This is a genomic window from Achromobacter sp. ACM03, from assembly GCF_014851665.1.
GTDB classification, from domain to species: Bacteria; Pseudomonadota; Gammaproteobacteria; order Burkholderiales; family Burkholderiaceae_B; genus Achromobacter; species Achromobacter aegrifaciens.
Map to the genome: position 1 here is coordinate 1,170,596 of NZ_JACVAD010000002.1, position 25,081 is coordinate 1,195,676.

Below are 25,081 nucleotides of genomic sequence, written 5' to 3' on the forward strand. Positions count from 1 at the left end.
TGCGCTCGGCGCCGGCGGGATCATGGCCCGCCGTTGCGGATCAGGTCTGTCGGAATTTGATGCCAGGCGAGCCTCCTGCGTCGCGCAGGAGGCCTGCAGTATGCTTACCGGCTTCATGGACATTCCCGACGTTGCTGCAATGACTGATTTTCCCTTCGATGCCGTGCTGTTCGACTGCGACGGCGTCCTGGTCGATTCCGAACCCATCACCAGCCGCGTGCTGACCGACATGCTCAATGAGTTGGGCTGGGGCATCACGCATGCGGAAACCATGCAGATCTTCACGGGCAAGGCCGTCAGGGACGAACTGCCGCTGATCGAATCGCGCACGGGCGCCACGATCACGCCGGATTGGTTCGATCAGTTCCGCCAGCGCCGCAATGCCGCGCTGGACCGCGACCTGGTCGAGATCCCCGGCGCGCCGGACGCGGTGCGGGCTTTGCACGTGGCCTTGGACGGCCGCATCGCCGTGGCCTCGGGCGCGGACCGCCGCAAGGTGGAGCTGCAGCTGGCCAAGGTCGGCATTGCCGACTGCTTTCGCGAGCGGGTCTTCAGCGGCCACGAAATGCCGCGCAGCAAGCCCTATCCGGACGTGTACCTGGCCGCTGCGCAGGCGCTGGGCGTGGACCCTCGGCGTTGCGCCATCGTGGAAGACACGGTGACCGGCGCCACGGCTGGGGTGGCCGCCGGCGCTACTGTGTTCGGCTACAGCCCCGATGCCAATGGGCATAGCGGCGCCGAAGCCTTGCGCGGCGTGGGCGTGGCCCACGTGTTCACCGACATGGCCGCCTTGCCCGGTCTGCTGGCGGGCTGGCGCCAGGCCGCCTAGGGCCAGACATGCGGGACGGGCTTCAACGCGCGTACTGCTCGCCGCCGTCCAGGTCTATCACCGTGCCGCTCAGGTAGCCCGCGCGCGGCGAGGCGCCGAAGACGATCATGTCGGCCACCTCACCGGGTTCCATCAGGCGTCCGAAAGGCAGGTCCGACAGCGTCTCCTGCCAGCGGTTTTCGTCGCCCCAGCGCGCCTGGGCGCGCTGCTTGGCCAGCGTCAGCACGCGGTCGGTGCGGGTGCGCGAAGGATTCACGCCGAAGACGCGCACGCCGTGGCGCGGCGCATCCCCGCCCAGGGCGCGAGTGAAGGCGATGAGCGAGGCATTGCCTGCCGCGCCGCAGATGTAGTCGGCGCGCGGCGCGGAGCCCGCCATGCCGATGATGTTGGCGATGACGCCCGCGCCGGCGTCGCGCATGCGCGGGTAGTAGTGGCGGGCCAGGTCGATGTAGCCGTGGACTTTCAGTTCCCAGCCCGCGCGCCAGCGCTCGTCCTGCACCTGGTCCAGCGCGCCGCCCGGCACCGCGCCGGCGTTGTTCACCAGGATGTCGATATCGCCCGCTTCCTGGCTCAGGCGTTGCGCCGCGCCGGATTGGGCCAGGTCCAGCGTGACGGCCCGCGCCTGCTTCCCGGTCGCATCGCGTATGGCCTCGGCCGCCGTGCGCAGCGCCGCGTCGTCGCGCGCCACCAGTATCGGTTCGGCGCCTTCGCGGGCGAAGGCCAGCGCGCAGGCCAGGCCTATGCCCTTGGATGCGCCCGTGATGAGCACGCGTTTACCGTCTAGCTGCAAATCCATGTAACCCTCCGGTCGTTTCCGTCCGCGATGCCGCGCGACGCCAGGTCGGTTGTAAACCAGTTGTGCCCACATGTGCCAGTGCGTGCGCAGCATGGCAGCCGTCGCGCGGCGCCTGCTATGCTGGTCCGACCATTTCCCATGAGGGGACGGCGATGACGGAAATCTGGCTGGAAATCTGGTCCACCGTGCGCAGCGAATTCGCCGACATCCCCGATGTGGGCGAGGCGACCCGCATCGTGCTGCGCCTGGGCATGGCCATGCTGCTGGGCGGCCTGTTGGGTTATGAGCGGGAGCGCAGCGGCAAGGACGCCGGCTTGCGCACCCATATGCTGGTGGCGCTGGGGGCGGCGATCTTCGTGCTGGTGCCGCTGCAAGGCGGCATGGAAGTCGGCGACCTGAGCCGCGTGCTGCAGGGCGTGATCGCCGGCATCGGCTTCCTGGGGGCGGGCGCCATCATCAAGCTGAGCGACGAGCGCGAGATCCGCGGGCTGACCACGTCGGCAGGCATCTGGATGACGGCGGCGATCGGGGTGGCGGCGGGCATGGGACGCGAAGCCACTGCCGTGGTCAGCACCGTGATGGCGCTGTTCGTGCTGGCAGTGCTGCGGCGCGTCGAGGCGCGCATCGCCGCCAGGCACGAGCACAAGGTCATTGCTTCCGACGCCAAGCCGTAGCGGCGTTTCAATTGCCGCCGGACACCTCGATGAACGAACCGCTGGTGTAGCCGGCCTCATCCGAGAACAGCCACATCACGGCGCCTGCGACTTCTTCGACCGTGCCGCCGCGACGCAGCGGAATCGCGCCCTTCAGGCGGTCGACGCGGCCGGGTTCGCCGCCGCTGGCGTGCATGTCGGTGTAGATGGTGCCGGGACGTACGCCGTTGACGCGGATGCCTTCAGGCGCGACTTCCTTGGACAGGCCGATGGTCATCGTGTCCATGGCGCCCTTGGAGGCGGCGTAGTCCACATACTCGTTGGGCGAGCCCAGCCGGGCGGCCACGGACGAGACGTTGACGATGGCGCCGCCCTGGCCGCCATGGCGCGTCGACATGCGGCGCACTGCCTCGCGGGCGCACAGGAAGGCGCCGACCACATTGGTGGACAGCACGCGCAGCAGGCGGTCGGCGCTCATCTGGTCCACGCGCATCTGCTGCTCCAGGATGCCGGCGTTGTTGACCAGCGCGTCGATGCGGCCCAGCTGCTGGTCCAGTTCGCCGTACATGCGCAGCACCTGGTCCTCTTGCGAGACGTCGGCCTGCAGCGCGACGGCGCGGCCGCCGCCCCGCACGATTTCCTCGACCACCGCGCGCGCGGCGTCGGCATTGGAATGGTAGTTGACGCCTACCGCGTAGCCGCGGCGGGCAGCCAGCCTGGCGACGGCGGCGCCGATGCCGCGGCCGCCGCCGGTGACGAGCATGATCTTTGACATGGCTTGCTCCTGATGGGATTACACCTTAGCAGATGGCGGCGGGCTCAGATCCAGACGTCGTTGGGAGCGCTGCGCTCGCCGCCCTGGTCGCCGGTGTTGCGCACGCCGCGCGGCTCGATCAGCAGCATTTTGACTTCCTCGGGCGCACAGGACTTGTGCTCCACGCCCTTGGGGACCACGGCCATTTCGCCAGGGCCCAGGTCGATGTGGCCGTCGCGCAGCTGGATGCGCAGACGGCCCTCGATGACGATGAAGGTCTCGTCGGTGTCGGCATGGCTGTGCCACACGAATTCGCCCTGTATTTTCACCAGCTTGAACTGGTAGTCGTTCATCTCGGCGACGACTTTGGGCATCCAGTGTTCGGAGATCAGCGCCAGTTTGTCGGCGAAGTTGATGGTGCGGATTTCGGGCATGGGGAGGACTGTCGCATAGGGTTGAGCAAACCCCAGCATAGAAGGCTGCGCCGACGCCGTCTTGTACGATCGAGCAGCTTTGCGCGAATCCGCGTTCAGCGGCGCAGCATGCGCCGCCAGCGGTCGGGCGCCATGCCGTAGGTCTGTACGTGGCGGCGCGTCAGGTGGCTCTGGTCGGTGAAGCCCGACGCGGCGGCCGCTTGCGCCAGCGGCATGCCCGCGGCGATCAGGCGCCGGGCCTGGTCCAGGCGGCGCAGCATTACGTAGCGGTAGGGGCTGGTGCCGAACAGCGCGCGGAAGTCGCGCGACAGGCTCCAGCGGTCCGTGCCCGCGGCCGCTGACAGCTGTTCCAGGGTGATGGACCGTTCGAGCGAGGCGTGGATGTATTGGCGGGCGCGCTCGGCCGCGGCGTAGTCGGCGCTGCGGCGGCCGGGCTTGCCGCCAGCCGCGGCGCACAGGGCATGGCTCAGCTCGTACAGCGCGTCGTCTTCCTGCAGCGGGTCGATCGGATCATGCGTGTCCTGCAGCAGGCTGGCGCTGGCGGCGTACAGGCGTGGATCGGCGGAGATGCCGCCCGGGATGAATGGCAGCGGCCGTCCGCCCAGGATCTGCTGGATGAGCGCCGGCTCGACGTAGATCATGCGGTAGTGGAAACCGGCTTCGGTGCCGGCCTGGCCGTCGTGGACTTCGTCGGGATGCAGCACAATGGTGCCGCCGGGCAGGCTGTGCCGCAGCCCGCGGCGGTAGTGGAAGCTCTGCACGCCTGACAGCGTGCGGCCGATGGCGTAGGTGTCGTGGCGGTGCATGCCGTAGCCTGGACCGCCGAAATAGGCTTCGATGCGCTCCAGCTGGCCCGAGGGCGCGGCTCGCAATATCCAGTCTTGTTTCAATCCGCCTCCCGCAGCAGCCTCAATCCCACCAGAGGATAGCGCGTTTCCTGCGTGTTCCAGTTGCGGTAGGAGGCGCGCGTGTACAACGCCCAGGTATGCCAGGAGCCGCCGCGCCGTACGCGCACGTTGCCGCTGGCGGGGCCTTGCGGGTCGTCCACGGGTGAATGCGCGTAGTAGTCCTCGCCATACCAGTCCGAGACCCATTCCCAGGCGTTGCCGTGCATGTCGTACAGGCCGAAGGCATTGGGCGCATAGCTGGCGACCGGGGCGGTGAAGGCGTTGCCGTCGGCGCGGGCGGAGGCATGCGCCTGCCATTTGGGCCAGAGCGGCGCGGCGTCGGCGTCGAAGCCGTTGCCGACGTCGGGCATGGCGGCGGGATCGTCGCCGTTCTGGTAGCGGGTGCGCGCGCCGGCGCGGCAGGCGTATTCCCATTCGGCTTCGGTGGGCAAGCGGTAGACCTTGCCTTCGGTCTGGGTCAGCCAGCGGGCCAGCGCCGTGGCGTCGTTCCAGCTGATGTTGACCACGGGATGGTCATCGCCTTGCGCGAAGCCTGGATTGCGCCAGGAATAGCGGCGGTCGCGGCCTTCGAAGGCGTCGCCGCGCTCGGATTTGTCGGGGTCGTACTGCGGGTTGTAGCCATAGCCGCCGGTGCCGTCGGCCTCCGACTCCGGCACGTAGCCGGACGCCTCGATGAAGCGGCGGAACTGGCCCACGGTGACTTCCGTGCGTTCCAGGTAGAACGGACGGGTGATGCGCACCGTATGCACCGGCGCTTCATCGAACAGCTGAGCGTAGCGGTCCGGCGGGTACAGCGGATAGTCGCGCGCCAGCGCCTCGGGCGTCTCGTCACTGCCCATCTGGAAGCTGCCGGCCGGCACGCGGACAAAGGTCATGCCCAGCGAATTTTCGATCAGGGCGGGCGCTTCACCCGACCAGGAAGGCGCCGATACGAGGGTGCAGAGCAAAGCCAGGGCGGTGCGTGTGCGCATGGGAATCCGGTAGGCGGAGCGTGAGGGGTGCGCAATAGTAGAGCCGCCGCTTGCGCCCGGCCAGACGCGGGGAACCCTCATGCCGCGCTCAGCCGGCGCGGCGGATGGTGAAGTTGATGCGCTGGCTGCCCAGCCGCGGATGCGGCAGGTCCTTGATGGGCATGATGCCGTGGTAGCGCAGCCGGTCGACCCCGCCCCACACGACCACGTCGCCATGGAACAGCGGCGTGCGGCTGGCCTTGTCCGCGCGCTGGTCGCCGCCGAAGAGGAACATGGCGGGCATGCCCAGCGATACGGAGACGATGGGCGCGCCGTAGTCGCGTTCGTTCCTGTCCTGGTGCAGCGACAGCCGCGAGCCTGGCTCGTAGCGGTTGACCAGGCAGGCGTCTGGCTCGAAGCCGGGAAAGCCGGCTTCGGCCGCGGCGGCCTGCGCCAGCTGCATGAAGGCCTGGGGCATGGCGGGCCAGGGCTGGCCGGAGAGCGGATCGATGCGCGCATAGCGGTAGCCGCGCGCATCGCTGGTCCAGCCCAGCTGTCCGCAATTGGTCAGCGCCACCGACATGGTGTAGCCGCCGGGGGTTTCCATGTGCCGGAAGGGCGCCTGCGCGGTCACGGCATCGACTCCCGCGAGGAGCGCGTCCACCAACGGCAGGGCAAAACCGCGCAGCACCACGGATTGCGGGCCGAGCGCGACGCGTCCGCCTTGCGCGGCGCCGTCGTCGCCGTCCTCCCCAAACAGGTTCAGGTTGGTAGCCATGCCGGCCTACAGCAGCGGTTCCAGCGGCAGCAGCGACACGAACCAGACCGACAGGCGTTGCCACACGGTCGTGCCGGGCTCCGTGTCGTGGCGGATGGTGTCGCCGTTGCGCTGTTCCAGCCAATAGAGCTGGCCCTTGTCGTCCAGGCAGACGCGGTAGGCGGCTTTGGGGATGTCCTTGTCGAAGGCGTCGGCGATGTGGCGCGCCAGCGTGGGGCTGTCTATGACGAAGCCCAGCTCGGTGTTGAGCTTGGCCGAGCGCGGGTCGAAGTTGAAGGAGCCGACGAAGATGCGCCTGCCGTCGACGGCGAAGGTCTTGGCGTGCAGGCTCGAGCCCGAGCTGCCGAAGGGGCCCATGCTCTTGTTGCGCTCGACTTCGGCGCCCATGCGCTTCATTTCGTAAAGTTCCACGCCGCTGGCCAGCAGATCCTTGCGGCGCTTGGCGTAGCCGGAATGCACCACGGCGACGTCCGTGGCTTCGAGCGCATTGGTGAGGACCTTGACCTTGACGCCGCTGCGCGCCATTTGTCCGAAGGACTCGGTGCCGACGGCGGTAGGCACGAAATAGGGCGACACCAGTTCGAGATCGGTGGTGGGGGTGCCGATGATTTCATGCAGCTGATGCGGCAGCATTGCCTCGGGCGGCGCGGTGCCCAGCGTCTTGCGCGGATCGTCGCTGACCATGCGCGTGTCGGCCCATTCCAGCGTCAGCTCGCCGCGCAGCAGCTGCTGGATGAAGGGCAGCTTGCGCATGGCGTCGGCATAGGCGGCGGCTTCGGGAGAGCGCTCGACCCGGGCGGCGGCCTGTTCCAGTTCGTCCAGTTCGCCGGGGTCGGTTTTCTTAAGCAGCCGGTCGACCGGGTAGGCCGAGTCGCTGGCCCAGTAGCGGTCGAAATCCGTCGACACGTCATTGACCGCGGCGCCGATGGCCAGCACGTCCAGGTCGGTGAAGAGCACGCCGCTGGCCGCGCCGAAGTACTCGTCGCCGACGTTGCGCCCGCCGATGATGGTGGCCTGGTTGTCGGCGGTGAAGGACTTGTTGTGCATGCGGCGGTTCAGGCGGCTGAAGTCCGTCACGTAGCCCAGGGGCTTGGGCCAGCGCAGCACGAAGGGGTTGTACAGCCGCACTTCGATGTTGGGATGCGCGTCCAGGGCGGACAGCTCCTCGTCCAACCCCGAGGTGCCGTTGTCGTCCAGCAGCAGCCGCACCCGCACGCCGCGGTCGGCGGCTTCGTGCAGGGCCTCCAGCAGCATGGTGCCCGTCATGTCCTTGTGCCAGATGTAGTACTGCACATCCAGGCTGCGTTCGGCGGCGCGCGCCAGCAGCATGCGGGCGGCGAAGGCGTCATAGGCGTCGGGCAACGGGTGGATGCCGGACTTGCCCGGGTGCTGGGCAGCAAGCGGCGCGATGGCCCGGCCCAGCGGGGTGTCCTGCGATGCCTCCGGCGTCAGCGCATGGGATTCGCTGCGGTTATCCAGCGGCGGCAAGCCGCAGCCGCTCAGCAGGCTCAGGCAAAGGGCAGTCATCATCAAGGGTTTGGCCAGGTACATGACCCGTATTGTGCCGAAATCGCGGCGCGGGCCGGTTCCGGCAGCCACCTTCCCCTGGGAAGCTTGACGATTTTCCGTATTTGAGAGAAATTCTCTTATATGGAAAACAACATCACCGCCGAGGCCGATCTGGACGGCCGCATCGCCGCCCGGCTCAAGGCGTTGCGCCAGGAGCGTAACTGGTCGCTGGACGAGCTGGCCGCCCGCGCCGGTCTCAGCCGCGCCACCCTGTCCCGCCTGGAAAACGCCGAAGTCAGCCCGACCGCCAGCGCGCTGGGCAAGTTGTGCGCGGCCTATGGTCTGACCATGTCGCGCCTGATGCTGATGGTCGAGGATGACTTCGTGCCGCTGGTGCCGCAGCAGGCGCAGGCCGTGTGGGTGGACGGCAGCGCGGGATTCCGCCGCCGCTCTGTGTCCCCGCCCGCGCAGCAATTGGCGGGCGAGGTGCTGGCGTGCGAGCTGGAGCCTGGTACGCGCATCGCCTACGAGCGGTCGCCCCGGCCAGGGCTTGAACACCACCTGCTGATGCTGGACGGCGAGCTGGCCATCACCGTCGATGGGCAGGCGCACCGCCTTTCCCAGGGCGACTGCCTGCGCTACCAGCTATTCGGCGCGAGCGAATTTTCAACCCCGCCGCATTGCGGCGCCCGTTATCTGCTCTTCATCGTCTGAGCCTGCCATGTCCCATCCGAATCCTGAATTGATCCTGCTGTCAGCGGATGCCGCCGACGCTCTCGTGCCCGAGCTGGGCGAACTGCTGCGCGCCTGCGTGCAAGGCGGCGCCAGCGTCAGCTTCGTGCTGCCGTATTCGTCGGACGACGCGCAGGCGTTCTGGCGGGCCAAGGTGTTGCCGGCGGTCGCCGGCGGCAAGTCGGCGCTGTGGGTGGCGCGGCAGGACGGACGCGTCGCGGGATCGGTGCAGCTGGATTGGGACACGCCGCCCAATCAGCCGCACCGCGCCGAGGTGCGCAAGCTGCTGGTGCATCCGGACTTCCGCCGCCGCGGCCTGGCCCGCGCCTTGCTTGCCGAAGCGGAAGCCATGGCGCGGCGCCAGGGACGCAGCCTGATTACGCTGGACACGCGCACGGGCGATAGCGCCGAGCCGCTGTACGCGTCGCAGGGCTATCAGACCGTGGGAGTGATACCGGGATTCAGCCGCGATCCGCATGATGCCGCCAAGCTGGACGGCACCACCATCATGTACAAGCAGCTGTAGCGGACGCTGCCGCCGCGGGCGGCAGCGGCAGGGCTTTAGCCCAGGGGCTTGATGCCCACGCTGTAAGGCGGGGCATTGCCGCGCGCCGGGGCCTTGATCTTCAGCATCGAGCCGCCGGGGGTGAATTCGAATTCCTGGTACGGAACCTCGAACCACTGGTGAAAGCTGGTGCGCGAGAATTCCGGCACCCAGACCTTGGCGCGCTTGGGATCGCAGTGGAACTCGACCAGCGTGCGGTCTATGCCCAGCGGGCGGGTATTGCCGATGCGGTAGCTGACTTTGAGTTCGGCGCGCTCGGTCGAGCCGGGGCGCCAGGCCAGGCCGACGGATTCCATGAATTTTTCGATCGCCTCGATACCGCGATGCATGACTGACTCCGAATGCGGGCGGGCACGTGGCCCGGAAAAACTGTGCCGTTCCCCGCGGCGCCGCAGGAAACACCCGAATTATCCGTCATTCCAGCTGCGGGCGCTTCCAGGCTTGCATGCCGTCAATCGGCGCCATTGAACAAAGCAAATGGACGGCGCGCGGCCAGGCCCGCACCATGACACCCATGTCCTCTATAAGACCTGCGCGGCCCGCGCCGGTCCGGACGCGAAATCCTAGGAGTCATCATGGCAAATTTCATACTGGCATTGGTCAACGCGGAACTCTCTCTCTTCGGCGTCGAGACGCCTGGCGCGGCGCAGGAACCGTCAGCAGCGCCGCAGGCGGCAAGCGCGCCCGCATTCGACAGCGAGCACTACCGCAGCGCGCTGGGCTGAGCGCCAGCGGAACACACCGTTGCAGGAATAGGCAGGATTCACGCAAGAACGAGCCTGTACGCGCAGGCTCGCGATTCTTACCATCTCTTCCAGGGTCGAGACGGCGTGTCCAATGCGGATGCGCTGGCTCTGCCACGCTGCCGGGCGCATTGCCGGCAGCACACGCAAGGGAAGGGAATCGCATGAATACCGAAAAAATCTGGTTGGTGACGGACGCATCCGCGGGGCTGGGCCTGGTCCTGGTGAAGATGCTGCTGGACTTGGGCCACAAGGTTGCGGCGACCTCGCAGGACGGCGATGCGCTGCTGGACGCGGTGGGCGCCAAGCTGGAGGGGCAGTTCCTGCCACTGACGGTGGACCTGGCCGACGAGCGCAAGGTGCAGCGCGCGGTGGATGCCACGGTGGCCGCCTTCGGCGGCCTGGACGTGGTGGTGAACAACGCGGGCCATGGCCTGCGCGGCGCGCTGGATAGCCTGCCGGACGAGGACCTGAGAGGCACCTTCGACATCAATGTGTTTGCCACGCTGAACGTGATCCGCGCGGTCCTGCCGCGCATGCGCGCGCAGCGCAGCGGGCACGTCTTCAACATCTCGTCGATCCTGGGCTTCGATGGCGGCAGGGCCGATTGGGGCGCCTATAGCGCCGCCAAGTTCGCCGTCAGCGGCCTGACCGAAGCCCTGGCCGCCGAGGCCGCGCCGTTCGGCATCCGGGTGTCGCTGGTCTACCCGGGCGCGTTGCGCACGGCGGACGGCGAGCAAGCGCCCGAACTGGCGGCGCGCAATGCGCAGGCGCGCGACGCGGACGGCGATCCGGCCAAGATGGCGCGCACGCTGATCAACGCGGCGCAGGCGCAATATGCGCCCCTGCACCTGTTCCTGGGGCGCGACGCCTTCGACCAGGCGCGCGCCAAGATCCAGTCGGTGCAGCAGGAACTGGCGCGCTGGCGCGAGATGTCCGTGTCCATCGGCTTCGTGGACGAAAGGCGGATGGCCGCCTGAAGCTCCGGCTGAGAGCCGGGCTCAGGCCGTCCAGCCCTGCACCGCCTGGTAGGCGCCCAACAGCGCCAGGCTCACCATGAAGCAGCGCTTGAAGGCCTGCGCCGACATCCTGCCGCGCAGCCATGTGCCCAGCGCCATGCCGGCCAGCGCCGGCAGCAACATCAGCAGGGATGCGCCGGCGGCTTCGGGCGTGTAGCCGCCGGTGACGCCCAGGCCGATCGCCAACGCCACAGTGGACACCGTGAACGAGATGCCCATGGCCTGGATCAAGCCGTCCTTGCCCAGGTTCAGGGCTTGCAGATAAGGCACCGCCGGGATGACGAATACGCCGGTCGCCGCGGTGATGACCCCGGTAATGGCGCCGACCGATACGCCCACCAGCCCTTGATGGCGCTGCGGCGCCCTGGGCGGCGAGCCGAACAGGCCCCAGGCGGCATAGGCCACCAGGGCCAGCCCCAGGCACACGCTGGCCCAGTGTCCCGAAGGCGGACCCAGCCACAACGCGCCGCCTATCGTGCCCGCGCAGACGCCGGCCTGCATCGCGCCGATGCGGCGCAGCACCTGGGGCAGCGTGACCCAAGGCCGGGCCTGCCAGAGGTTGGTGATGAGGGACGGCACGATCAGCAATGCCGCGGCCTGGGCGGGAGCCATGACCAGCGCCAGCATGGCCATGGAGATGGTGGGCAGTCCCAGCCCCACGACGCCCTTGACCACGCCGGCCAGGATGAACACCGATACGGTGACGGCAAGCAGCACGGGCGTGCCGCCGGGAAACAGGTCCAGGAGGTTCATGCGGGCTCGCAGCGGACGGTGAGGCCGTCGCGCGGACGGCCGAACAGGGCGTAGGCGACGTCGTCCGCGCCCTTGCCGTCCTGGCGGGCGGCGCGCAGCAGCCACCGCCGTCCCTCGCACAGGTCGGCGCGCAGGGACTCACCGTAGAGCGTCGGGCCGCCCAGCAGGGCGATGCCCAGCATGCGCTGCGCGGGCGCGTGGCCGTCGCTGGCGGCCGCGCGCAGCCACTGCGTCATGGCGGCATAGTCGCCCTGGGTCTGGGCTTCCAGCGCCAGCGCGTATTTCTGCGCTGGCGTGGTGTGAGGGTCCAGGCTGGCGGCTACGGCCAAACCTGAGCCTTGCAGGCTCAGGGCCAGCAGGGCAAGAGCGGGCCAATGGACCCGGGGGCGCCGCGATATGATGGTTTTCATGGAATTTCCCTGGATTGGAAGGGCGGGAGTTCATTGTCATCCGCAGCGCCTTGGATCTTGCATCGGGATCTCGCGTAGTTGTCCTATGGCACAGCCTGAGGCTTGCCGTGCTACGCTTTTTGCATGCGATTCGACCTCACCGATCTGCGGCTGTTCCTCAACGTACAGGAAACCGGCTCCATCACCGCGGGGGCCAAGCGCTCCCACATGACGCTGGCATCGGCCAGCGAACGCATCCGCGGCATGGAGGATACGCTGGGCGTGCCGCTGCTGCTGCGCGAGCCGCGCGGGGTCGAGCCCACGCCGGCGGGCCGCACGCTGGCGCACCATGCGCGCGTGGTGCTGGCGCAGATGGATCGCATGCGCGGCGAGCTGGACCATTACGGCCTGGGGCTGAAAGGGTTGGTGCGCGTGCTGTGCAACACCACGGCCCTGAGCGAATACCTGCCGCCGGTGCTGGGCGCATTTCTCAAGGACCATCCCCGCGTCTCGGTGGACCTGGAAGAACGCTTGAGCCACGAGATCGCCGACGCGTTGCGGGCAGGCGCCTGCGACATCGGCGTGCTGGCCGATTCGGCCGATCTGCACGGCCTGCATACGCAGACCTTCCGGCATGATCCCCTGACGCTGATCGTGCCGCCGGACCACGCGCTGGCCGGCCGCCAGTCGGTGCTGCTGGCCGACGTGGCCGACCAGGCATTCGTCGGGCTGGTCGAGGGCAGCGCCTTGCAGGAACACATCGCCCATCACGCGCGGCGTGGCGGCAAGGCCTTGTCGTACCGCGTGCGGCTGCGCAGTTTCGATGCCGTGTGCCGGATGGTGGGGCAGGGTGTGGGCATTGCCATCGTGCCGCGCGTGGCGGCGGCGCGTTATGGCCGGGCCGCGGGCGTGCGGCGCGTGGCGTTGGCCGACGATTGGGCCGCGCGCGACCTGGTGCTATGCGTGCGCGACACGCTGCCGGCCTACGCGGCAGCGCTGGTGGAATACGCGCTGCGCGACGCGCCTGCGCGCCCGGACCGCTAGGAGCGCGCGAACAGCCGGCGCCAGCCCTGGACCGGGCGGTCGAACCAGGAGCCCGACGCGACGGCGCCCAGGATGACCAGGCCATAGACGCACATCGCCAGCGCCGCGATGGCGAAGAACAGGCTCAGCGATCCCGTCAGGCGCAAGACAATGGCGCCGGCGCCGATGCCGAGCAGCAGACGCAGGAATCCCGCGATCAGCGGCCATTTCAGGCGGCCGGCGCCCTGCGAAGCGAAGTACATCGAGAAACCCAGGGCGAAGAAGCCGTAGACCGGGCCGACGGTGCGCAGATAGCTGGCGCCGGCTTCCAGCATATGGTCCTGCGCGCCGAACAGGCGCAGCCAGGCCTCGGGGAAGAACGCCGCCGCCAGTCCGATGGCCTCCGCCAGCACAAAGGCCATCGCGCCGCCGGTCAGGGCGATGCGCAGCGCGCGTTCGGGCTGGCCCGCGCCGATGTTGGACCCCACCATTGCCACCATGGGCGCGCCCAAGCCGAAGGCGATGGGCATCAGCAGGTACTCCAGGCGCACGGCGATGCCATAGCCGGCGACCGCTGCGGTGCCGGCATAGGCGCCGACCAGGGCCGCCGTCAGCGCCACCAGGGCATTGGTCAGGAGGGGATTGATGGTGGCCAGGGCGCCCACGCTGAGGATATTGCGCATCAGGCCCGGATAGAGGCGGCTGGGCACCAGCCGCGCCGCGTTGCGTCCGCTGGCGCAGTACAGCCCCAGGATCAGCGCGCCCAGGGCGTAGTAGATCACCAGCGCCCAGCCGCCGCCGGCCACGCCCAGCGCGGGAAAAGGCCCCCAGCCGAAGATCAGGCACGGAGACAGCGGGATCAGCAGCAGGGCGCCGCCGCAGATCACGGCGCCAGGCACCAGCATGTTGCCCGTGCCGCGGATGGCGCTGGCGAACGCGTTCATCAGCCACATCAGGACGATGCCGCCGAAGATGACGTCGGAATAGGCCAGGGCGGCCTCTAGCGCCTCTCCCTCGGCGCCCAGCGCGCGGTAAAGCCACGGGCCGCCAAGCAGCAGCAGTGCGCAAAACGCCAGGCCCAGCAGGCCGTTGAGCACCACGGCGTGCAGCACCAACTGGTCCGCCTCGCGCTGCCGGCCGCCGCCCAGCGATCTTGCGACCGCGGCCGAGATGCCGCCGCCCATCGCGCCTTGCGACATGTTCTGCATCAGCATCAGCACCGGCACCACCAATGCCACGCCCGCCAGCACCGGCGTGCCCAAGCGCGCCAGGAACCAGGTCTCGATCAATCCGGTGGAGGACTGCGCCAGCATCATCAGGATGTTCGGCCACGCCAGGCGCGCCAGCGTGGGGGCGATGGGCGCATGCAGCATGGCCTGCAGGCGCGCATTGGCGGGACGGGGCGGCGGTGGCGCGGACATGGGAAGGAACCCTTGGGTGGCGTTCGAATATTTACGTGCATATGCCAATAAAAGTCAAGATTGCGCTAGACTCGATTCCACGCCGGCGGTAGCGTTGAGTCCTCGCCGTCCTCCACTTCTTGCGCCTGCCATGCCCGACGAACAGCCTTCCGTTTCCGCCGCTTCCGTTGCACCCGATCCGCTCATCTGCAACGGCGCGGCGCTGCGCAAGGCGACCCGGCGCGTTTCGCAGCTGTACGACACGGTGCTGGCTCCCTGCGGCCTGAAGGTGTCGCAGCATTCCATCCTGGTGCATATCGCGCGCGCGGGCACGCCGTCGATGACCGACCTGGCGCGCAACATGGTGCTGGACCGGTCGGCGCTGGCGCACAATCTCAAGCCGCTGGAGCGCGACGGCTACGTGCAGATGTCGCGCGACCCGCTGGACGGGCGCAGCCGCCGCGTGGCGTTGACTGACGCGGGACGCGCCAAGCTGGCGGAGTCCAAGCGTCTGTGGAAAGACGCGCAGCGCCGCTTCGAGGCGGCCTACGGGGCCGAACGCGCCGCCGCGTTGCGGCGCTCGCTGGCCGATATTTTTTCCGACGAGTTTGCGCTGGCCTTCAGCCGCGGCTAGGGCCGCTGGGGGCGTCGTCGGCAGCGGCTGCGGGTCCAGCGGGTAGCCGCTGGCCGCGCGAGCGCAGCCCGGACCCGCCCAGCGCCAGCACCGCGCCCAGCACGCAAGCCATGCCGGCCAGCTGCGCGGGAGCCAAGGATTCGCCCAGCAGTCCGGCGGCCAGCGCTACCGCCGATACCGGCGCCAGCGCGGTGAACAAGGCGGCTTCGGCGCCGTTGACGCGGGCCGCGCCCGCATACCAGAGCAGGAAGCCGCCCACGGTGGGCACCAGCGCGTAGTAGGCCACCGCGGCCACCGCCGAAGCGGGCAAGTTCAGATCCCACGGCGCTTCCGCCACGCATGCCACGGCCGAGAATGCCAGGCCAAAGCCCGTCATGAGCGTCGATAGCGCCAGCGGCGCCACCGGCTGGCGCAGCCGCTTGTTCAACAGGATGAATAATCCTTCGCACAGCACCGCGCCCAGGATCAGCGCGTTGCCCGCCAGCGAGCGCGCGCCGCCTTGATCGGCCGAATGGCGCATCATCAGCCAGACGCCGAAGGCCGCGGCGACGATGGCGGCCAGCGTGGCCTTGCGCGGGCGTTCGCCCAGCAGCAGGATGGCGATGGCAGCCGAGACCAGCGGCAAGGTGCCCAGGATGATGCCGCCGTCCACCGCCGACGCACGTTGCAGCCCGGCGATCAGCAGCGCGGTGTAGCCGACGCTGCCGGCGATGGCCTGGACGGCCAGCAGCAGCCAGTCGCGCGGCGCCAGCCGCGGCAGGCGCGCGCCGGTCAACGCCATTAGCAGGGCGAAGCAGGGCAGTGCGATGGCGAAGCGCAAGGCCGTCGCGGTGAAGGGCGGCAAGCCCGTGCCGATGATCTTGCTGGCGGCTACCGTGCTGCCCACCAGCGCCATGGCGGCCGCCAGATAGCAATAGCCCTGCATCCGATTGTTCATTACCCGACCCACGCCTGTTCAGAGAGAGGCGCCCAGGCTAAGCGGCCGGGCGTGGCCGGGTCTTGAACGAAATTGCAGGGCTCAGCTTGCGGCCAGCGCGTAGCGGCGCGGCGATACGCCGTAGGCGCGCACGAACAGCCGGGTCATGTGGCTCTGGTCGGCAAAGCCGACCGCGGCCGCGGCATCGGCCAGGGCCGAGCCTTGCCGGATCAGGCTGCGCGCCAGCAGCAAGCGCCGCTGCACCTGGTAGGCGTGGGGCGTGAGGCCGGTGTCGCGGGCGAACGCCCGCAGCACCTGGTAGCGGCTCAGGCCGCTGGCCGCGGCCAGGTCGGCCAGCGACAGCGAGGCCGCCGGGTCGTCGTCGATCAGCGCGCGGGCATGGCGGATGGCGTCTGGGGCGGCGCGCGCGGGCCGGGCCAGACGCTCGGCATCGCGGTCGCGCGCCTGCGCCAGGATGCGCAGCAGCAGCGCATCGCAGGCCAGCGGCGCCGCGCCGGCAGTGGCCTGGGCATACAACGCCAGCACGTCCCGCGCCAGCGCGGGGCGGTCCTGTGCTGGGTGCTCGAATTCGTAGCCGAGGCCGCTTGCGTCCAGTTCGGCTGCGGCCTGTGCCACCACATCGGGGTCCAGATACAGCATCTGCCAGGCGCGTTCGCCATTGCCGATGGGGGCGCCGTCATGCACTTCGCCGGGGTTCACCGTGATGACGTGGCCGGGGCCGGCCTCGACCTGGCCGCGGCCGCTATGCGAGACCTGGGCGCCCTGGCGCATGACGCCGATGCCGAACTGCTCGTGCGTGTGGCGCGCGAACGCATGCCGGCTGTGCGCGGCCACGGCCTGCACGCCGGCGAGGGCGCTGCGCTGCATGACGAACTGGCCTGAGTTCATGGGGAGTCTGGGGCAAGGGGCTTGCAGGCAGTATCACCCGCCCGCCCCGGCGCGATCAAGAGGCCAGCGGCCCGGCGCTCAGGCTATTGCAGCCCGTTCCAGCGTGCCACCGCGGGCTCGGCCGCGGCCCACTTCCACTGGCCGCCAGGCTGCTGGCAGATCATGCTGGAGTAGGCGGGCGCGGGTGCGTCCTTCTGCTCCACCGTGAACAGCACCTCGCGGCAATGGGTCAGCGGCGTGGCAATGTCGCGCACCACCTGGATGCCGCCGCGCTCGTTGCCTATGGACAGCGGTTGGCGGATTTCCCACTGGCGCACCTGGCCGATGGGCAGGGCGCCCGCCGCGTTGGCCATGACGTTCTGCTGGTCGTTCTTCCACTCGCGCAGCACGTATTTCACCGTGGCATCCACCGCCGCCTGGACCGTGACGCCAATGGCGTAGCCCGCCACCGGATTGGCGGTGGCTGCGCCGCTGACGGTGCCGACCACGGCGCCCGCCGCGCCGCCGATCGAGGAGCTCTGGCAGCCGGCCAGGCCCAGGCAGGCGGCCAGCGCCAGCAGGCTTGCGGCGCGCCTCACTGCAGCGAGCCCCAGCGGGCCGTGGCGGGCTCGGCGCTGGCCCAGCGCCAGTGCTCGCCGTCGCGGCACACGGTGGTGACGTAGAACTCGCGTTGCGGATCGACGCCAGCCTTGTCGGCCGGCGTGTCTATGGAGAAGACCACTTCCTTGCATTCCAGGTTCACGCCGCCGATCAGCCGGCTGACCGTGACCTGGCCCTGCGCGTCGCTTTCGATGGGCAGCTGGTGCTTGACCTGCCAGTTGGCCACCTTGCCCACCGCGAGCGGACCGGCGGCCATGGCGATGGCGTCCTGTTCTTCGCCGCGCGTCTTGCGCTGGGCGTAGGCCAGCGCGGCCTTGGCGCCGGCCTGCACGCCCAGGCCGATGCCGGTGGCGACGGTGGCGTTGTCAGTGACCTTGTTGGCGATGGCGGTGCCGGCGATACCGGCCGCGGCGCCCGTGCCTTCGTTCAGCAGCGAATTGCAGCCGGACAATCCGGCAAGCGCGGCGAGGGTGAGGAGGGCGATTGCGCCGCGGCCCGGGTTGATAGGCGGAAGTGTGAACAAACTGCGTGCCCTCCTGCTTGTTGCTTGGCGCGGGAAGTATAGGAGGGCGCGCCGCCGCGGCGCGAGCGTATTTGCATTTGTTGGCAATTTTCCTGCCGCGCGGATCAGGCGGGCAGGCGCGCGCCCTTGGTGTAGGCCTCGCGCAGCGCGGCGGCGAACAGCGCGTCGACGTTGCGGCGCAGGCCCTCGGCGCGCGTGAACAGCGCGATCGGCGGCAGGGTCCAGTCGAAGGAATACGGCACGATGGCGGCGCCGGCGATGCGCACCAGCTCGTCGGCGATGTCTGCGGGCAGGATGGCGACGGCGCGGTCGCTGGCCACGATCATTTCGCCGATCAGCTTGGACGAGTCGCTTTGCACCGACGGCGTCGGGGGCGCCAGCCCGGCGCGCAGGAAGATCTCGGACACCTGTTCGCGGATCGGGCTGTCCGGCGTGCCCAGGATCCAGTCCAGGTCGGCCAGCCGGTTCCATTCCAGCCGCGAGCGGCCCAGGCGGGCCGCCAATCTGCGGCTGGCGATCAGGCGCGGCTGCTGGTGGTACAGCACCTCGAAGCCCAGGTTGTCCATGTCCACCGAGGGAGTGGCCCAGCCCACCACCATATCCAGCGTATGGTCGCGCAGCTGGCGCAGCAGCGCCGGCCCCTGGCCTTCGTGGATGGTGGCGGTGATGCGGCGGCCTTGGGGCAGGGTGCGGCTGATGGCGGACGACAGCATCTGGCCGGACACGAAGGGGATGACGCCGATGTGCAGATGGGCGGCGTGGCCGGCCGCCACGGCCTCCATTTCCTGGACCAGATGCCCCAGGTCGTGGACCAGGGCGCGGGCGCGGGCCAGCACCACCGCGCCCAGCGGCGTGGGCGTCATGCCGCGCACCGAGCGTTCGAACAGGGGCACGTCGAACATGCTTTCCAGTTCGGCCAGGGCATTGGTCACGGCTGGCTGGCTGGTGGCCATGTGCTCGGCCACCCGGGTCAGCGAGCCGTGCTGCTCGATCTGCAGCAGCAGCACCAGGTGGCGCATCTTCAGCCGCGAGGTCAGTTTCCGGATAACCAGGTCCGGATCAAAGGCTGTCATAGGCGATGCATAAGGTAAAGATTATGGGACGATATTAAAGTTGAATGATCTGCTTATGTATTGGAGCCTAGAATTTTTCCTATATCAAGACTAGGAGGCTCAGCCCCATGAATACGCAATCGGATCGCCAGGCAGCACTGGACTATCACGAGTTCCCCACTCCGGGGAAGATCTCCGTCGTGGCGTCCAAGCCGCTGGTCAACCAGCGCGACCTGGCCCTGGCGTACTCGCCTGGCGTGGCGGCGGCCTGTGAAGAAATCGTGGCCGATCCGGCCAATGTGTACCGGTACACCGGCCGCGGCAACCTGGTGGGCGTGATCACCAACGGCACCGCGGTGCTGGGCCTGGGCAACATCGGCGCGCTGGCCTCCAAGCCGGTGATGGAAGGCAAGGCGGTGCTGTTCAAGAAGTTCGCCGGCCTGGACGTGTACGACATCGAAATCAACGAGACCGACCCGGACAAACTGGTCGAGATCATCGCGGGCCTGGAAGCCACCTTCGGCGGCATCAACCTCGAAGACATCAAGGCCCCGGAGTGCTTCACCGTCGAGCGCAAGCTGCGCGAGCGCATGAAGATCCCCGTCTTCCATGACGACCAGCACGGCACGGCCATCACCGTTTCGGCCGCCTTCATTAACGGCCTGAAGGTCGTGGGCAAGGACATCAAGCAGGTCAAGGTGGTGACCTCGGGCGCAGGCGCGGCCGCGCTGGCCTGCCTGGACCTGATGGTGGACCTGGGCCTGCCGCTGGAAAACGTCTGGGTCACCGACATCGAAGGCGTGGTCTATGAAGGCCGCACGGTGCTGATGGATCCGGACAAGGCGCGCTTCGCGCAAAAGACCGACGCCCGCAAGCTGGCCGAAGTGATCCAGGGTGCCGACGTGTTCCTGGGCCTGTCGGCGGGCGGCGTGCTCAAGCCCGAAATGGTCGCGGCGATGGGTCCGCGCCCGCTGATTTTGGCGCTGGCCAACCCCACGCCCGAGATCCTGCCGGAAGTGGCGCAGTCGGTGCGCGACGACGTGGTCATGGCGACCGGCCGTTCGGACTATCCGAACCAGGTCAACAACGTGCTGTGCTTCCCGTACATTTTCCGCGGCGCGCTGGACGTGGGCGCCACCACCATCACCCGTGAAATGGAAAAAGCGGCGGTGTACGCCATCGCCGAGCTGGCGGAAGAAGAGCAGAACGAAGTCGTGGCGGCGGCCTATGGCACCTACGACATTTCGTTCGGCCCTGAATACCTGATCCCCAAGCCTTTCGATCCGCGCCTGATCGTGCGCATTGCGCCGGCGGTGGCCAAGGCCGCGATGGAAGGCGGCGTGGCGACGCGTCCGCTGGCGGACCTGGAAGCCTACGAAGAGCAGCTGCAGCAGTTCGTGTACCACTCGGGCGCCTTCATGAAGCCGCTGTTCTCGGCGGCCAAGCGCATCGTGCGCGAAGGCGGCAAGTCTCGCATCGTGTTCACGGAAGGCGAAGACGAGCGCGTGCTGCGCGCGGTGCAGGTGATCGTCGATGAAGGCCTGGCCCGTCCCATCCTGGTGGGCCGTCCCGCGGTCCTGCTGTCGCGCATCGAGAAGTTCGGCCTGCGCCTGCGCCTGGGCGAGGACGTCGAAGTCACCAACCCGGAATATGACGAACGCTTCCACCAGTACTGGACCACGTACTGGGAACTGATGTGCCGTCGCGGTATCACCAAGGAAATGGCGCGCGTGGAAATGCGCCGCCGCCTGACCCTGATCGGCGCGATGATGGTGCACCTGGGCGACGCCGACGGCATGGTCTGCGGCACGGTGGGCGCGTACCACGACCACCTGCGCTTCGTGGACGAGGTTATCGGCCGCCGTCCCGGCCACAACGTGTATGCCGCCATGAACATCCTGCTGCTCAACGAGCGCACGGTGGTGCTGGTGGACACGCACGTCAACGATGAACCTTCGGCCGAGCAGATCGCCGAGTTCACGGTGATGGCGGCGCAGGAAATGGCCCGCATGAACCTGGCGCCCAAGGTCGCGCTGCTGTCGCGCTCGAATTTCGGTTCGGGCAGTTCGGCCTCGGGCGCGAAGATGCGCCGCGCGCTGGAACTGGTGCGCCAGGCCGCGCCGGAACTCGAGATCGACGGCGAAATGCACGGCGACTGCGCGCTGGACGAAGCGCTGCGCATGCGCATCCTGCCTTCGTCTTCGCTCAAGGGCGAGGCCAACCTGTTGGTGTGCCCGAACGTGGACTCGGGCAACATCGCCTACAACCTGTTGAAGACCGCCGCTGGCGGCAACGTTGCAGTGGGTCCGTTCCTGCTGGGCGCCAACGCGCCGGTGCACATCCTGACCTCCAGCTCCACCGTGCGCCGCATCATCAACATGACCGCGATGACCGTGCTGGACGCCAACCGCGTCGAAGCCTCGGCCTGATCCAGCTTGCGCGCCGTTGCGGCGCGCAGACAAGGCGAGAAAAAACGCGCCGCTCCATCCCGGGATGGAGCGGCGCGTTTTTTATGCGCTCGGGCGCTGGAATCCGGCGCGCTTAGTTGCTGCTGGCCTTCCAGGTGCCGTCCGGCTGCTTGCAGAACCAGAACTGCCATTTTTCCGTGGTGGCGCCGCGGGCGAAATCTCCAACCAGGAAGCGGCAGACGCGGTCGTCCTTGACCTTGCTGGTTTGCGTGGGGGTCAGCTGCACCGTGATGGGCGGCGCCTTGCGCGGCTGGTGCGTGCTGCTCCACTGGGTGCGCTGGCCGTCGGCCGAGCTGTTCAGCGACTGTGCCACGGCTTCATGGAAGGAGGGCTGATCGGCCTTGGGGATCTGCGTGATGATGGCATTGTTCAGCATCACCGGAGGCGCGGCAAAGGCCGGCGCGGCGATGCCGCAAGCCACCAGCAAAGAGGCGAGAACGCGGGTGTGTTTCAAGATGGGCTCCCTGTTGAGTCGTAGTGTTATGCCTGATCTTGGGGCGATAGTACGCGAACGGATGGAACAGTGCTTTGCGGGGGGCGTTGAAACTCGCGGTTTTTACCCTGAGGCCACACTTGAGCCCGGAGCGTCCCGCCATATGAAGCGCGGCCGGCGCTTTCCGCACAGGCGAAAAAAAGCCGCCAGACACTGGCGGCCAAGGTACAACAAGGGGAGGGGTAAATCTGCGTGCGCTTAGTTGCCGTGGTAGACGCCTTGGAAGGGCACGTTGTTCGGTTCCACATCGGCCATCTGGCCGGCGGCGCGGGCGGCGGCCAGTTCGGCGCGCACTTCAGCGCGGGTCTTGCCGGTGTGGGGCGTGCCGTAGACGCCTTGGAAAGGCACATTGTTCGGTTCCACTTCAGCCATCTGGCCGGCAGCCTTGGCGGCGGCCAGTTCAGCCTGCACCTGGGCGCGGGTCGGGCCTTCATAAGGGGTGCCGTAGACGCCTTGGAACGGGACGTTGTTGGGTTCGATGTTGGGCGAGGCGGCGTAGGCGCCGGCGCTTAGCGCGGCCAGGGACATCATCAAAGCGGTAGCGAGGGTCTTCATGGTAAATCTCCGATTTCAAGAGCTTTGGGAGCGAATCGGCGGCCTATCCGTCTGGTTCGTTGCTGTTTCCCGATGGCTCAATAGTGCGCTGAATCGGACTAGGGATAAACCCGTATATTGGTAAAAGATATTCCCATCAGTGGAAAGATAGCGAATTTCTTAGGATATATTTTCCATTGATGGAACTGGGGACGGACTATCAGGCGTGCGCAAGCCTGGAATACGGCGATTCCATGCGGTTTGGGGGCTTGGAGAGAAGGGCAGCGTGGATGCGCCGCCAGTACCGCAGGCGCAGCGTCAGTAGTGCGGCGGTATTTCGTCGCGCAGGCTGCGGAAGGGCGCGCCGCCCTCGGGCGCCTGCTGTCGCAGGTCGGCCACTTCGCGCATCAGCCGGTCTATCTGCTGTTGCTGGCGCACGATGATCTGGTTGAGCTGTTCCAGCATGTCGTCCGAGAAGCTGGCCTTGACCTCCAGCTCCAGCAGGCGGCGTTCGATGTCTTGCAAGTTATCCATGGCGGGTATTAGAACCGATTCCCGCCGCGGCCCCTACAGGAGGCGTGTTTGACGCAGCGGCGATGGTGGCGTACGGGCGTGGGGCATTGGGCCGTGCATGGCCTGCTGGCGTCGTTTCCGGCCGGAACTGCCTGGGCCCAGGAGGCTGAGCCGCTCTTGCCTGCGGTAGTGGTGACCGGCACGCGCCTGGGCACCGCGGTGCTGGACACGCCCGCTTCGGTCAATGTGGTGGAGGGCGCGGCCATGCGCCTGCAGCAGCCGGGCATCAACCTGTCGGAGGGCCTGGCCGGCGTGCCCGGCCTGCAGATCCAGAACCGCCAGAACTACGCGCAGGATTTGCAGATCTCCAGCCGCGGCTTTGGCGCGCGTTCCACCTTCGGCGTGCGCGGCGTGCGGCTGTACGTGGACGGCATTCCGGCCACCATGCCGGACGGCCAGGGACAGACCTCGAACATCGACATAGGCTCCATCGGCAGCGTCGAAGTGCTGCGGGGGCCGTTTTCAGCGCTGTACGGCAATTCCTCGGGCGGCGTGATCCAGGTGTCGACCGAGGATGGCGTGGCGCCGCCGTCGCTCACGGCCAGCGGCTGGGGCGCCAGCTATGGCACCTGGCGCTACGGCGCCCGCGCCAATGGCGCCCGCGCCAATGGCGCCAGCGGCGGACTGGACTACGTGCTGGACCTGACCCGCTTCACCACCGACGGCTACCGCGACCACAGCGCCGCCCGCAAGAACCTGGGCAACGCCAAGCTTGGCCTGCAGCTGGACGACGCCAGCCGGCTGACCCTCGTGGCCAACAGCGTGGACCTCAAGGCGCAGGATCCGCTGGGCCTGACCTATCAACAGTTCCAGGACGACCCGCGCGCGGCGCCGCTGGCCGAGCAGTACGACACCCGCAAGACGGTCAGGCAGACCCAGGGCGGCGCGATCTACGAGCGCCAGGTCGATAGCCGCAATAGCTTGCGGGTGATGGTCTATTACGGCCAGCGCGATACCACGCAGTACCAGGCGATTCCCCCTGCCGCGCAGATGGCGCCCACCCAGGCCGGCGGGGTCATCGACCTGAAGCGCCAGTACGGCGGCGCGGATCTGCGCTGGACCTCCGAGCTGGCGGCGGCAGGCCGGCCGCTGACCCTGATCGGCGGCTTTGCCTACGATTCCATGCGCGAAGACCGCAAGGGCTACCAGAACTACACCGGCACGGGCGCCAGCCGCCAACTGGGCGTGCAGGGGGCGCTGCGGCGCGACGAAACCAATACCGTCTACAACGCCGATCCTTATCTGCAGGCTTCCTGGCAGGTGTCGCAACGCTGGACGCTGGATGCGGGCCTGCGCTATAGCACCGTCAGCTTCGATTCCAGCGACCACTACATCGCGCCGGGCAATGCCGACGACAGCGGCGACGCGCGCTATCGCAAGGCATTGCCGGTGGCGGCCATCCGCTATGCGCCGAACGCCGGCCTGAGCTTCTACGCTTCATATGGCCGGGGCTTCGAGACGCCGACGCTCAACGAGATCTCGTATCGGCCCGGCGGCCAGCCCGGCCTGAATTTCGGGCTGGCGCCCGCGCTCAGCACCAACCTGGAAGCCGGCGTAAAGGCGAACCTGGCTGGCGGCCTGCTGACGGCCGCGGTGTTCCATACCGGCACCGACGATGAAATCGTGTCCGCGGGCAGCTCGGGCGGAAGGACCACGTACCAGAACGCCGGCCGCACGCGGCGCGACGGCGTGGAACTGGGTTGGTCCGGCGAATTCGCCCGTCACGGCCGTGCGCAGTTCGCCTATACATGGCTGAATGCGCGTTACGCCGATGACGGACCCGGCGACATCCGCGCCGGCAACAAGATCCCCGGCATCGCAGCCCAGGCCGCCTTCGCCTCGCTGGCCTGGGCGCCGCCCGAGGGCTGGCAGGCCACGGTGGAAGGGCGTTTCCTCAGCAAGATCTACGTGAACGACGCCAACGACGGCGATGCGCCCGCCTACTTCGTGGCCGCATTGAGCGCGGGCTATGTGTTCAAGGCGGGGGCCTGGGAACTGAACGCCTATGGGCGCGTGGACAACCTGTTCGACCGCCGCTACGCCGGCTCCGTGATCGTCAACGAGACCAATGGGCGCTACTACGAACCGGCGGCAGGGCGCAGCCTGGGAGCGGGCCTGGGCGCGACGTACCGGTTCTGAAGCCG

Annotated in this window: 29 protein-coding genes; 10 read left to right on the forward strand and 19 right to left on the reverse strand. The window is 68.2% G+C overall.

Annotated elements, in window-relative coordinates; all coding sequences use genetic code 11:
* Positions 1 to 139 precede the first annotated feature (139 nt).
* A complete protein-coding gene (locus IB257_RS13545; protein ID WP_175160182.1) occupies positions 140 to 829 on the forward strand; it encodes an HAD family phosphatase in 690 nt (229 codons plus the stop codon).
* 22 nt (positions 830 to 851) lie between these two features.
* On the opposite strand, the gene IB257_RS13550 is transcribed toward IB257_RS13545, so the two are convergent.
* Complete coding sequence (locus IB257_RS13550) at positions 852 to 1,625, reverse strand: SDR family oxidoreductase (RefSeq protein WP_119449444.1); 774 nt, start codon at positions 1,623 to 1,625, stop codon at positions 852 to 854.
* 152 nt (positions 1,626 to 1,777) lie between these two features.
* Between IB257_RS13550 and IB257_RS13555 the strand changes: the two genes are divergently transcribed.
* On the forward strand, positions 1,778 to 2,299 hold the full coding sequence (locus tag IB257_RS13555; protein ID WP_054451683.1) for an MgtC/SapB family protein: 522 nt from the start codon (positions 1,778 to 1,780) through the stop codon (positions 2,297 to 2,299).
* A 7-nt stretch (positions 2,300 to 2,306) separates the two neighbouring features.
* Here the strand turns inward: IB257_RS13555 and IB257_RS13560 are convergent, their stop codons facing one another.
* The 6 genes from IB257_RS13560 to IB257_RS13585 all read right to left on the reverse strand — a co-directional run bounded on the left by IB257_RS13560 (position 2,307) and on the right by IB257_RS13585 (position 7,653).
* Positions 2,307 to 3,053, reverse strand: coding sequence for an SDR family oxidoreductase (locus IB257_RS13560; RefSeq protein ID WP_054451682.1), 747 nt, complete (start codon positions 3,051 to 3,053; stop codon positions 2,307 to 2,309).
* 44 nt (positions 3,054 to 3,097) lie between these two features.
* Entirely contained in the window at positions 3,098 to 3,586 is a 489-nt protein-coding gene (locus IB257_RS13565; RefSeq protein ID WP_370540110.1) for a cupin domain-containing protein, read from the reverse strand.
* Complete coding sequence (locus tag IB257_RS13570; RefSeq protein ID WP_119451084.1) at positions 3,562 to 4,356, reverse strand: AraC family transcriptional regulator; 795 nt, start codon at positions 4,354 to 4,356, stop codon at positions 3,562 to 3,564. The genes IB257_RS13565 and IB257_RS13570 overlap by 25 nt, the downstream gene beginning before the upstream one ends.
* Positions 4,353 to 5,345 (reverse strand): formylglycine-generating enzyme family protein, encoded by a 993-nt coding sequence (locus tag IB257_RS13575; RefSeq protein ID WP_175160178.1) that lies wholly within the window; start codon positions 5,343 to 5,345, stop codon positions 4,353 to 4,355. Before IB257_RS13575 ends, IB257_RS13570 begins: the two co-directional genes overlap by 4 nt.
* A gap of 88 nt (positions 5,346 to 5,433) precedes the next feature.
* Entirely contained in the window at positions 5,434 to 6,102 is a 669-nt protein-coding gene (alkB, locus tag IB257_RS13580) for a DNA oxidative demethylase AlkB (protein WP_119451082.1), read from the reverse strand.
* A gap of 6 nt (positions 6,103 to 6,108) precedes the next feature.
* A complete protein-coding gene (locus IB257_RS13585; RefSeq protein WP_119451081.1) occupies positions 6,109 to 7,653 on the reverse strand; it encodes a phospholipase D family protein in 1,545 nt (514 codons plus the stop codon).
* 99 nt (positions 7,654 to 7,752) lie between these two features.
* On the opposite strand from IB257_RS13585, the gene IB257_RS13590 reads away from it, so the two are divergent.
* Complete coding sequence (locus tag IB257_RS13590; protein WP_054451678.1) at positions 7,753 to 8,325, forward strand: helix-turn-helix domain-containing protein; 573 nt, start codon at positions 7,753 to 7,755, stop codon at positions 8,323 to 8,325.
* 7 nt (positions 8,326 to 8,332) lie between these two features.
* Positions 8,333 to 8,869, forward strand: coding sequence for a GNAT family N-acetyltransferase (locus IB257_RS13595; RefSeq protein ID WP_054451677.1), 537 nt, complete (start codon positions 8,333 to 8,335; stop codon positions 8,867 to 8,869).
* 35 nt (positions 8,870 to 8,904) lie between these two features.
* Here IB257_RS13595 and IB257_RS13600 read toward each other — a convergent pair whose 3' ends face one another.
* Complete coding sequence (locus tag IB257_RS13600) at positions 8,905 to 9,237, reverse strand: hypothetical protein (protein ID WP_054451676.1); 333 nt, start codon at positions 9,235 to 9,237, stop codon at positions 8,905 to 8,907.
* Between the two features lie 246 nt (positions 9,238 to 9,483).
* Here IB257_RS13600 and IB257_RS13605 point away from each other — a divergent pair, with 246 nt between their 5' ends.
* Positions 9,484 to 9,633: a hypothetical protein gene (locus IB257_RS13605; RefSeq protein WP_165867857.1), complete on the forward strand. Its 150-nt coding sequence runs from the start codon at positions 9,484 to 9,486 to the stop codon at positions 9,631 to 9,633.
* Between the two features lie 182 nt (positions 9,634 to 9,815).
* Complete coding sequence (locus IB257_RS13610) at positions 9,816 to 10,631, forward strand: SDR family NAD(P)-dependent oxidoreductase (RefSeq protein ID WP_119451080.1); 816 nt, start codon at positions 9,816 to 9,818, stop codon at positions 10,629 to 10,631.
* 21 nt (positions 10,632 to 10,652) lie between these two features.
* On the opposite strand, the gene IB257_RS13615 is transcribed toward IB257_RS13610, so the two are convergent.
* Both IB257_RS13615 and IB257_RS13620 read right to left on the reverse strand, forming a co-directional pair.
* Positions 10,653 to 11,423, reverse strand: coding sequence for a sulfite exporter TauE/SafE family protein (locus tag IB257_RS13615; protein WP_054451674.1), 771 nt, complete (start codon positions 11,421 to 11,423; stop codon positions 10,653 to 10,655).
* On the reverse strand, positions 11,420 to 11,833 hold the full coding sequence (locus IB257_RS13620; protein ID WP_054451673.1) for a sel1 repeat family protein: 414 nt from the start codon (positions 11,831 to 11,833) through the stop codon (positions 11,420 to 11,422). Before IB257_RS13620 ends, IB257_RS13615 begins: the two co-directional genes overlap by 4 nt.
* A 123-nt stretch (positions 11,834 to 11,956) precedes the next feature.
* Between IB257_RS13620 and IB257_RS13625 the strand changes: the two genes are divergently transcribed.
* Positions 11,957 to 12,856: a LysR family transcriptional regulator gene (locus IB257_RS13625; RefSeq protein WP_192492429.1), complete on the forward strand. Its 900-nt coding sequence runs from the start codon at positions 11,957 to 11,959 to the stop codon at positions 12,854 to 12,856.
* On the opposite strand, the gene IB257_RS13630 is transcribed toward IB257_RS13625, so the two are convergent.
* Complete coding sequence (locus IB257_RS13630; RefSeq protein WP_192352675.1) at positions 12,853 to 14,256, reverse strand: MATE family efflux transporter; 1,404 nt, start codon at positions 14,254 to 14,256, stop codon at positions 12,853 to 12,855. The two genes, IB257_RS13625 and IB257_RS13630, sit on opposite strands and share 4 nt — an antisense overlap.
* Positions 14,257 to 14,386: 130 nt before the next feature.
* Between IB257_RS13630 and IB257_RS13635 the strand changes: the two genes are divergently transcribed.
* A complete protein-coding gene (locus IB257_RS13635; RefSeq protein ID WP_054451670.1) occupies positions 14,387 to 14,869 on the forward strand; it encodes a MarR family winged helix-turn-helix transcriptional regulator in 483 nt (160 codons plus the stop codon).
* Here the strand turns inward: IB257_RS13635 and IB257_RS13640 are convergent.
* The 5 genes from IB257_RS13640 to IB257_RS13660 all read right to left on the reverse strand — a co-directional run bounded on the left by IB257_RS13640 (position 14,856) and on the right by IB257_RS13660 (position 18,890).
* Complete coding sequence (locus tag IB257_RS13640; protein WP_192492430.1) at positions 14,856 to 15,806, reverse strand: DMT family transporter; 951 nt, start codon at positions 15,804 to 15,806, stop codon at positions 14,856 to 14,858. The genes IB257_RS13635 and IB257_RS13640 overlap by 14 nt on opposite strands.
* A gap of 81 nt (positions 15,807 to 15,887) precedes the next feature.
* Positions 15,888 to 16,694 carry an AraC family transcriptional regulator gene (locus IB257_RS13645; protein ID WP_192492431.1) on the reverse strand — a complete coding sequence of 269 codons (807 nt, stop codon included), beginning with the start codon at positions 16,692 to 16,694 and terminating at the stop codon, positions 15,888 to 15,890.
* 83 nt (positions 16,695 to 16,777) lie between these two features.
* On the reverse strand, positions 16,778 to 17,272 hold the full coding sequence (locus IB257_RS13650) for a hypothetical protein (protein WP_119451074.1): 495 nt from the start codon (positions 17,270 to 17,272) through the stop codon (positions 16,778 to 16,780).
* Positions 17,269 to 17,817: a hypothetical protein gene (locus tag IB257_RS13655; protein WP_125473827.1), complete on the reverse strand. Its 549-nt coding sequence runs from the start codon at positions 17,815 to 17,817 to the stop codon at positions 17,269 to 17,271. The genes IB257_RS13650 and IB257_RS13655 overlap by 4 nt, the downstream gene beginning before the upstream one ends.
* 104 nt (positions 17,818 to 17,921) lie before the next feature.
* Positions 17,922 to 18,890 carry a LysR substrate-binding domain-containing protein gene (locus tag IB257_RS13660; protein ID WP_054451666.1) on the reverse strand — a complete coding sequence of 323 codons (969 nt, stop codon included), beginning with the start codon at positions 18,888 to 18,890 and terminating at the stop codon, positions 17,922 to 17,924.
* A gap of 107 nt (positions 18,891 to 18,997) precedes the next feature.
* On the opposite strand from IB257_RS13660, the gene IB257_RS13665 reads away from it, so the two are divergent.
* On the forward strand, positions 18,998 to 21,298 hold the full coding sequence (locus tag IB257_RS13665; RefSeq protein WP_054451665.1) for an NADP-dependent malic enzyme: 2,301 nt from the start codon (positions 18,998 to 19,000) through the stop codon (positions 21,296 to 21,298).
* Positions 21,299 to 21,410: 112 nt separating this feature from the next.
* On the opposite strand, the gene IB257_RS13670 is transcribed toward IB257_RS13665, so the two are convergent.
* The 3 genes from IB257_RS13670 to IB257_RS13680 all read right to left on the reverse strand — a co-directional run bounded on the left by IB257_RS13670 (position 21,411) and on the right by IB257_RS13680 (position 22,898).
* On the reverse strand, positions 21,411 to 21,791 hold the full coding sequence (locus IB257_RS13670) for a hypothetical protein (RefSeq protein WP_054451664.1): 381 nt from the start codon (positions 21,789 to 21,791) through the stop codon (positions 21,411 to 21,413).
* A 237-nt stretch (positions 21,792 to 22,028) separates the two neighbouring features.
* Positions 22,029 to 22,385 (reverse strand): DUF4148 domain-containing protein, encoded by a 357-nt coding sequence (locus IB257_RS13675; RefSeq protein ID WP_054451663.1) that lies wholly within the window; start codon positions 22,383 to 22,385, stop codon positions 22,029 to 22,031.
* Between the two features lie 297 nt (positions 22,386 to 22,682).
* Positions 22,683 to 22,898, reverse strand: a complete 216-nt coding sequence (locus IB257_RS13680; RefSeq protein WP_059377677.1) for a SlyX family protein — start codon at positions 22,896 to 22,898, stop codon at positions 22,683 to 22,685.
* Positions 22,899 to 22,976: 78 nt separating this feature from the next.
* On the opposite strand from IB257_RS13680, the gene IB257_RS13685 reads away from it, so the two are divergent.
* Complete coding sequence (locus IB257_RS13685; RefSeq protein ID WP_192492550.1) at positions 22,977 to 25,076, forward strand: TonB-dependent receptor; 2,100 nt, start codon at positions 22,977 to 22,979, stop codon at positions 25,074 to 25,076.
* Positions 25,077 to 25,081: the final 5 nt, after the last annotated feature.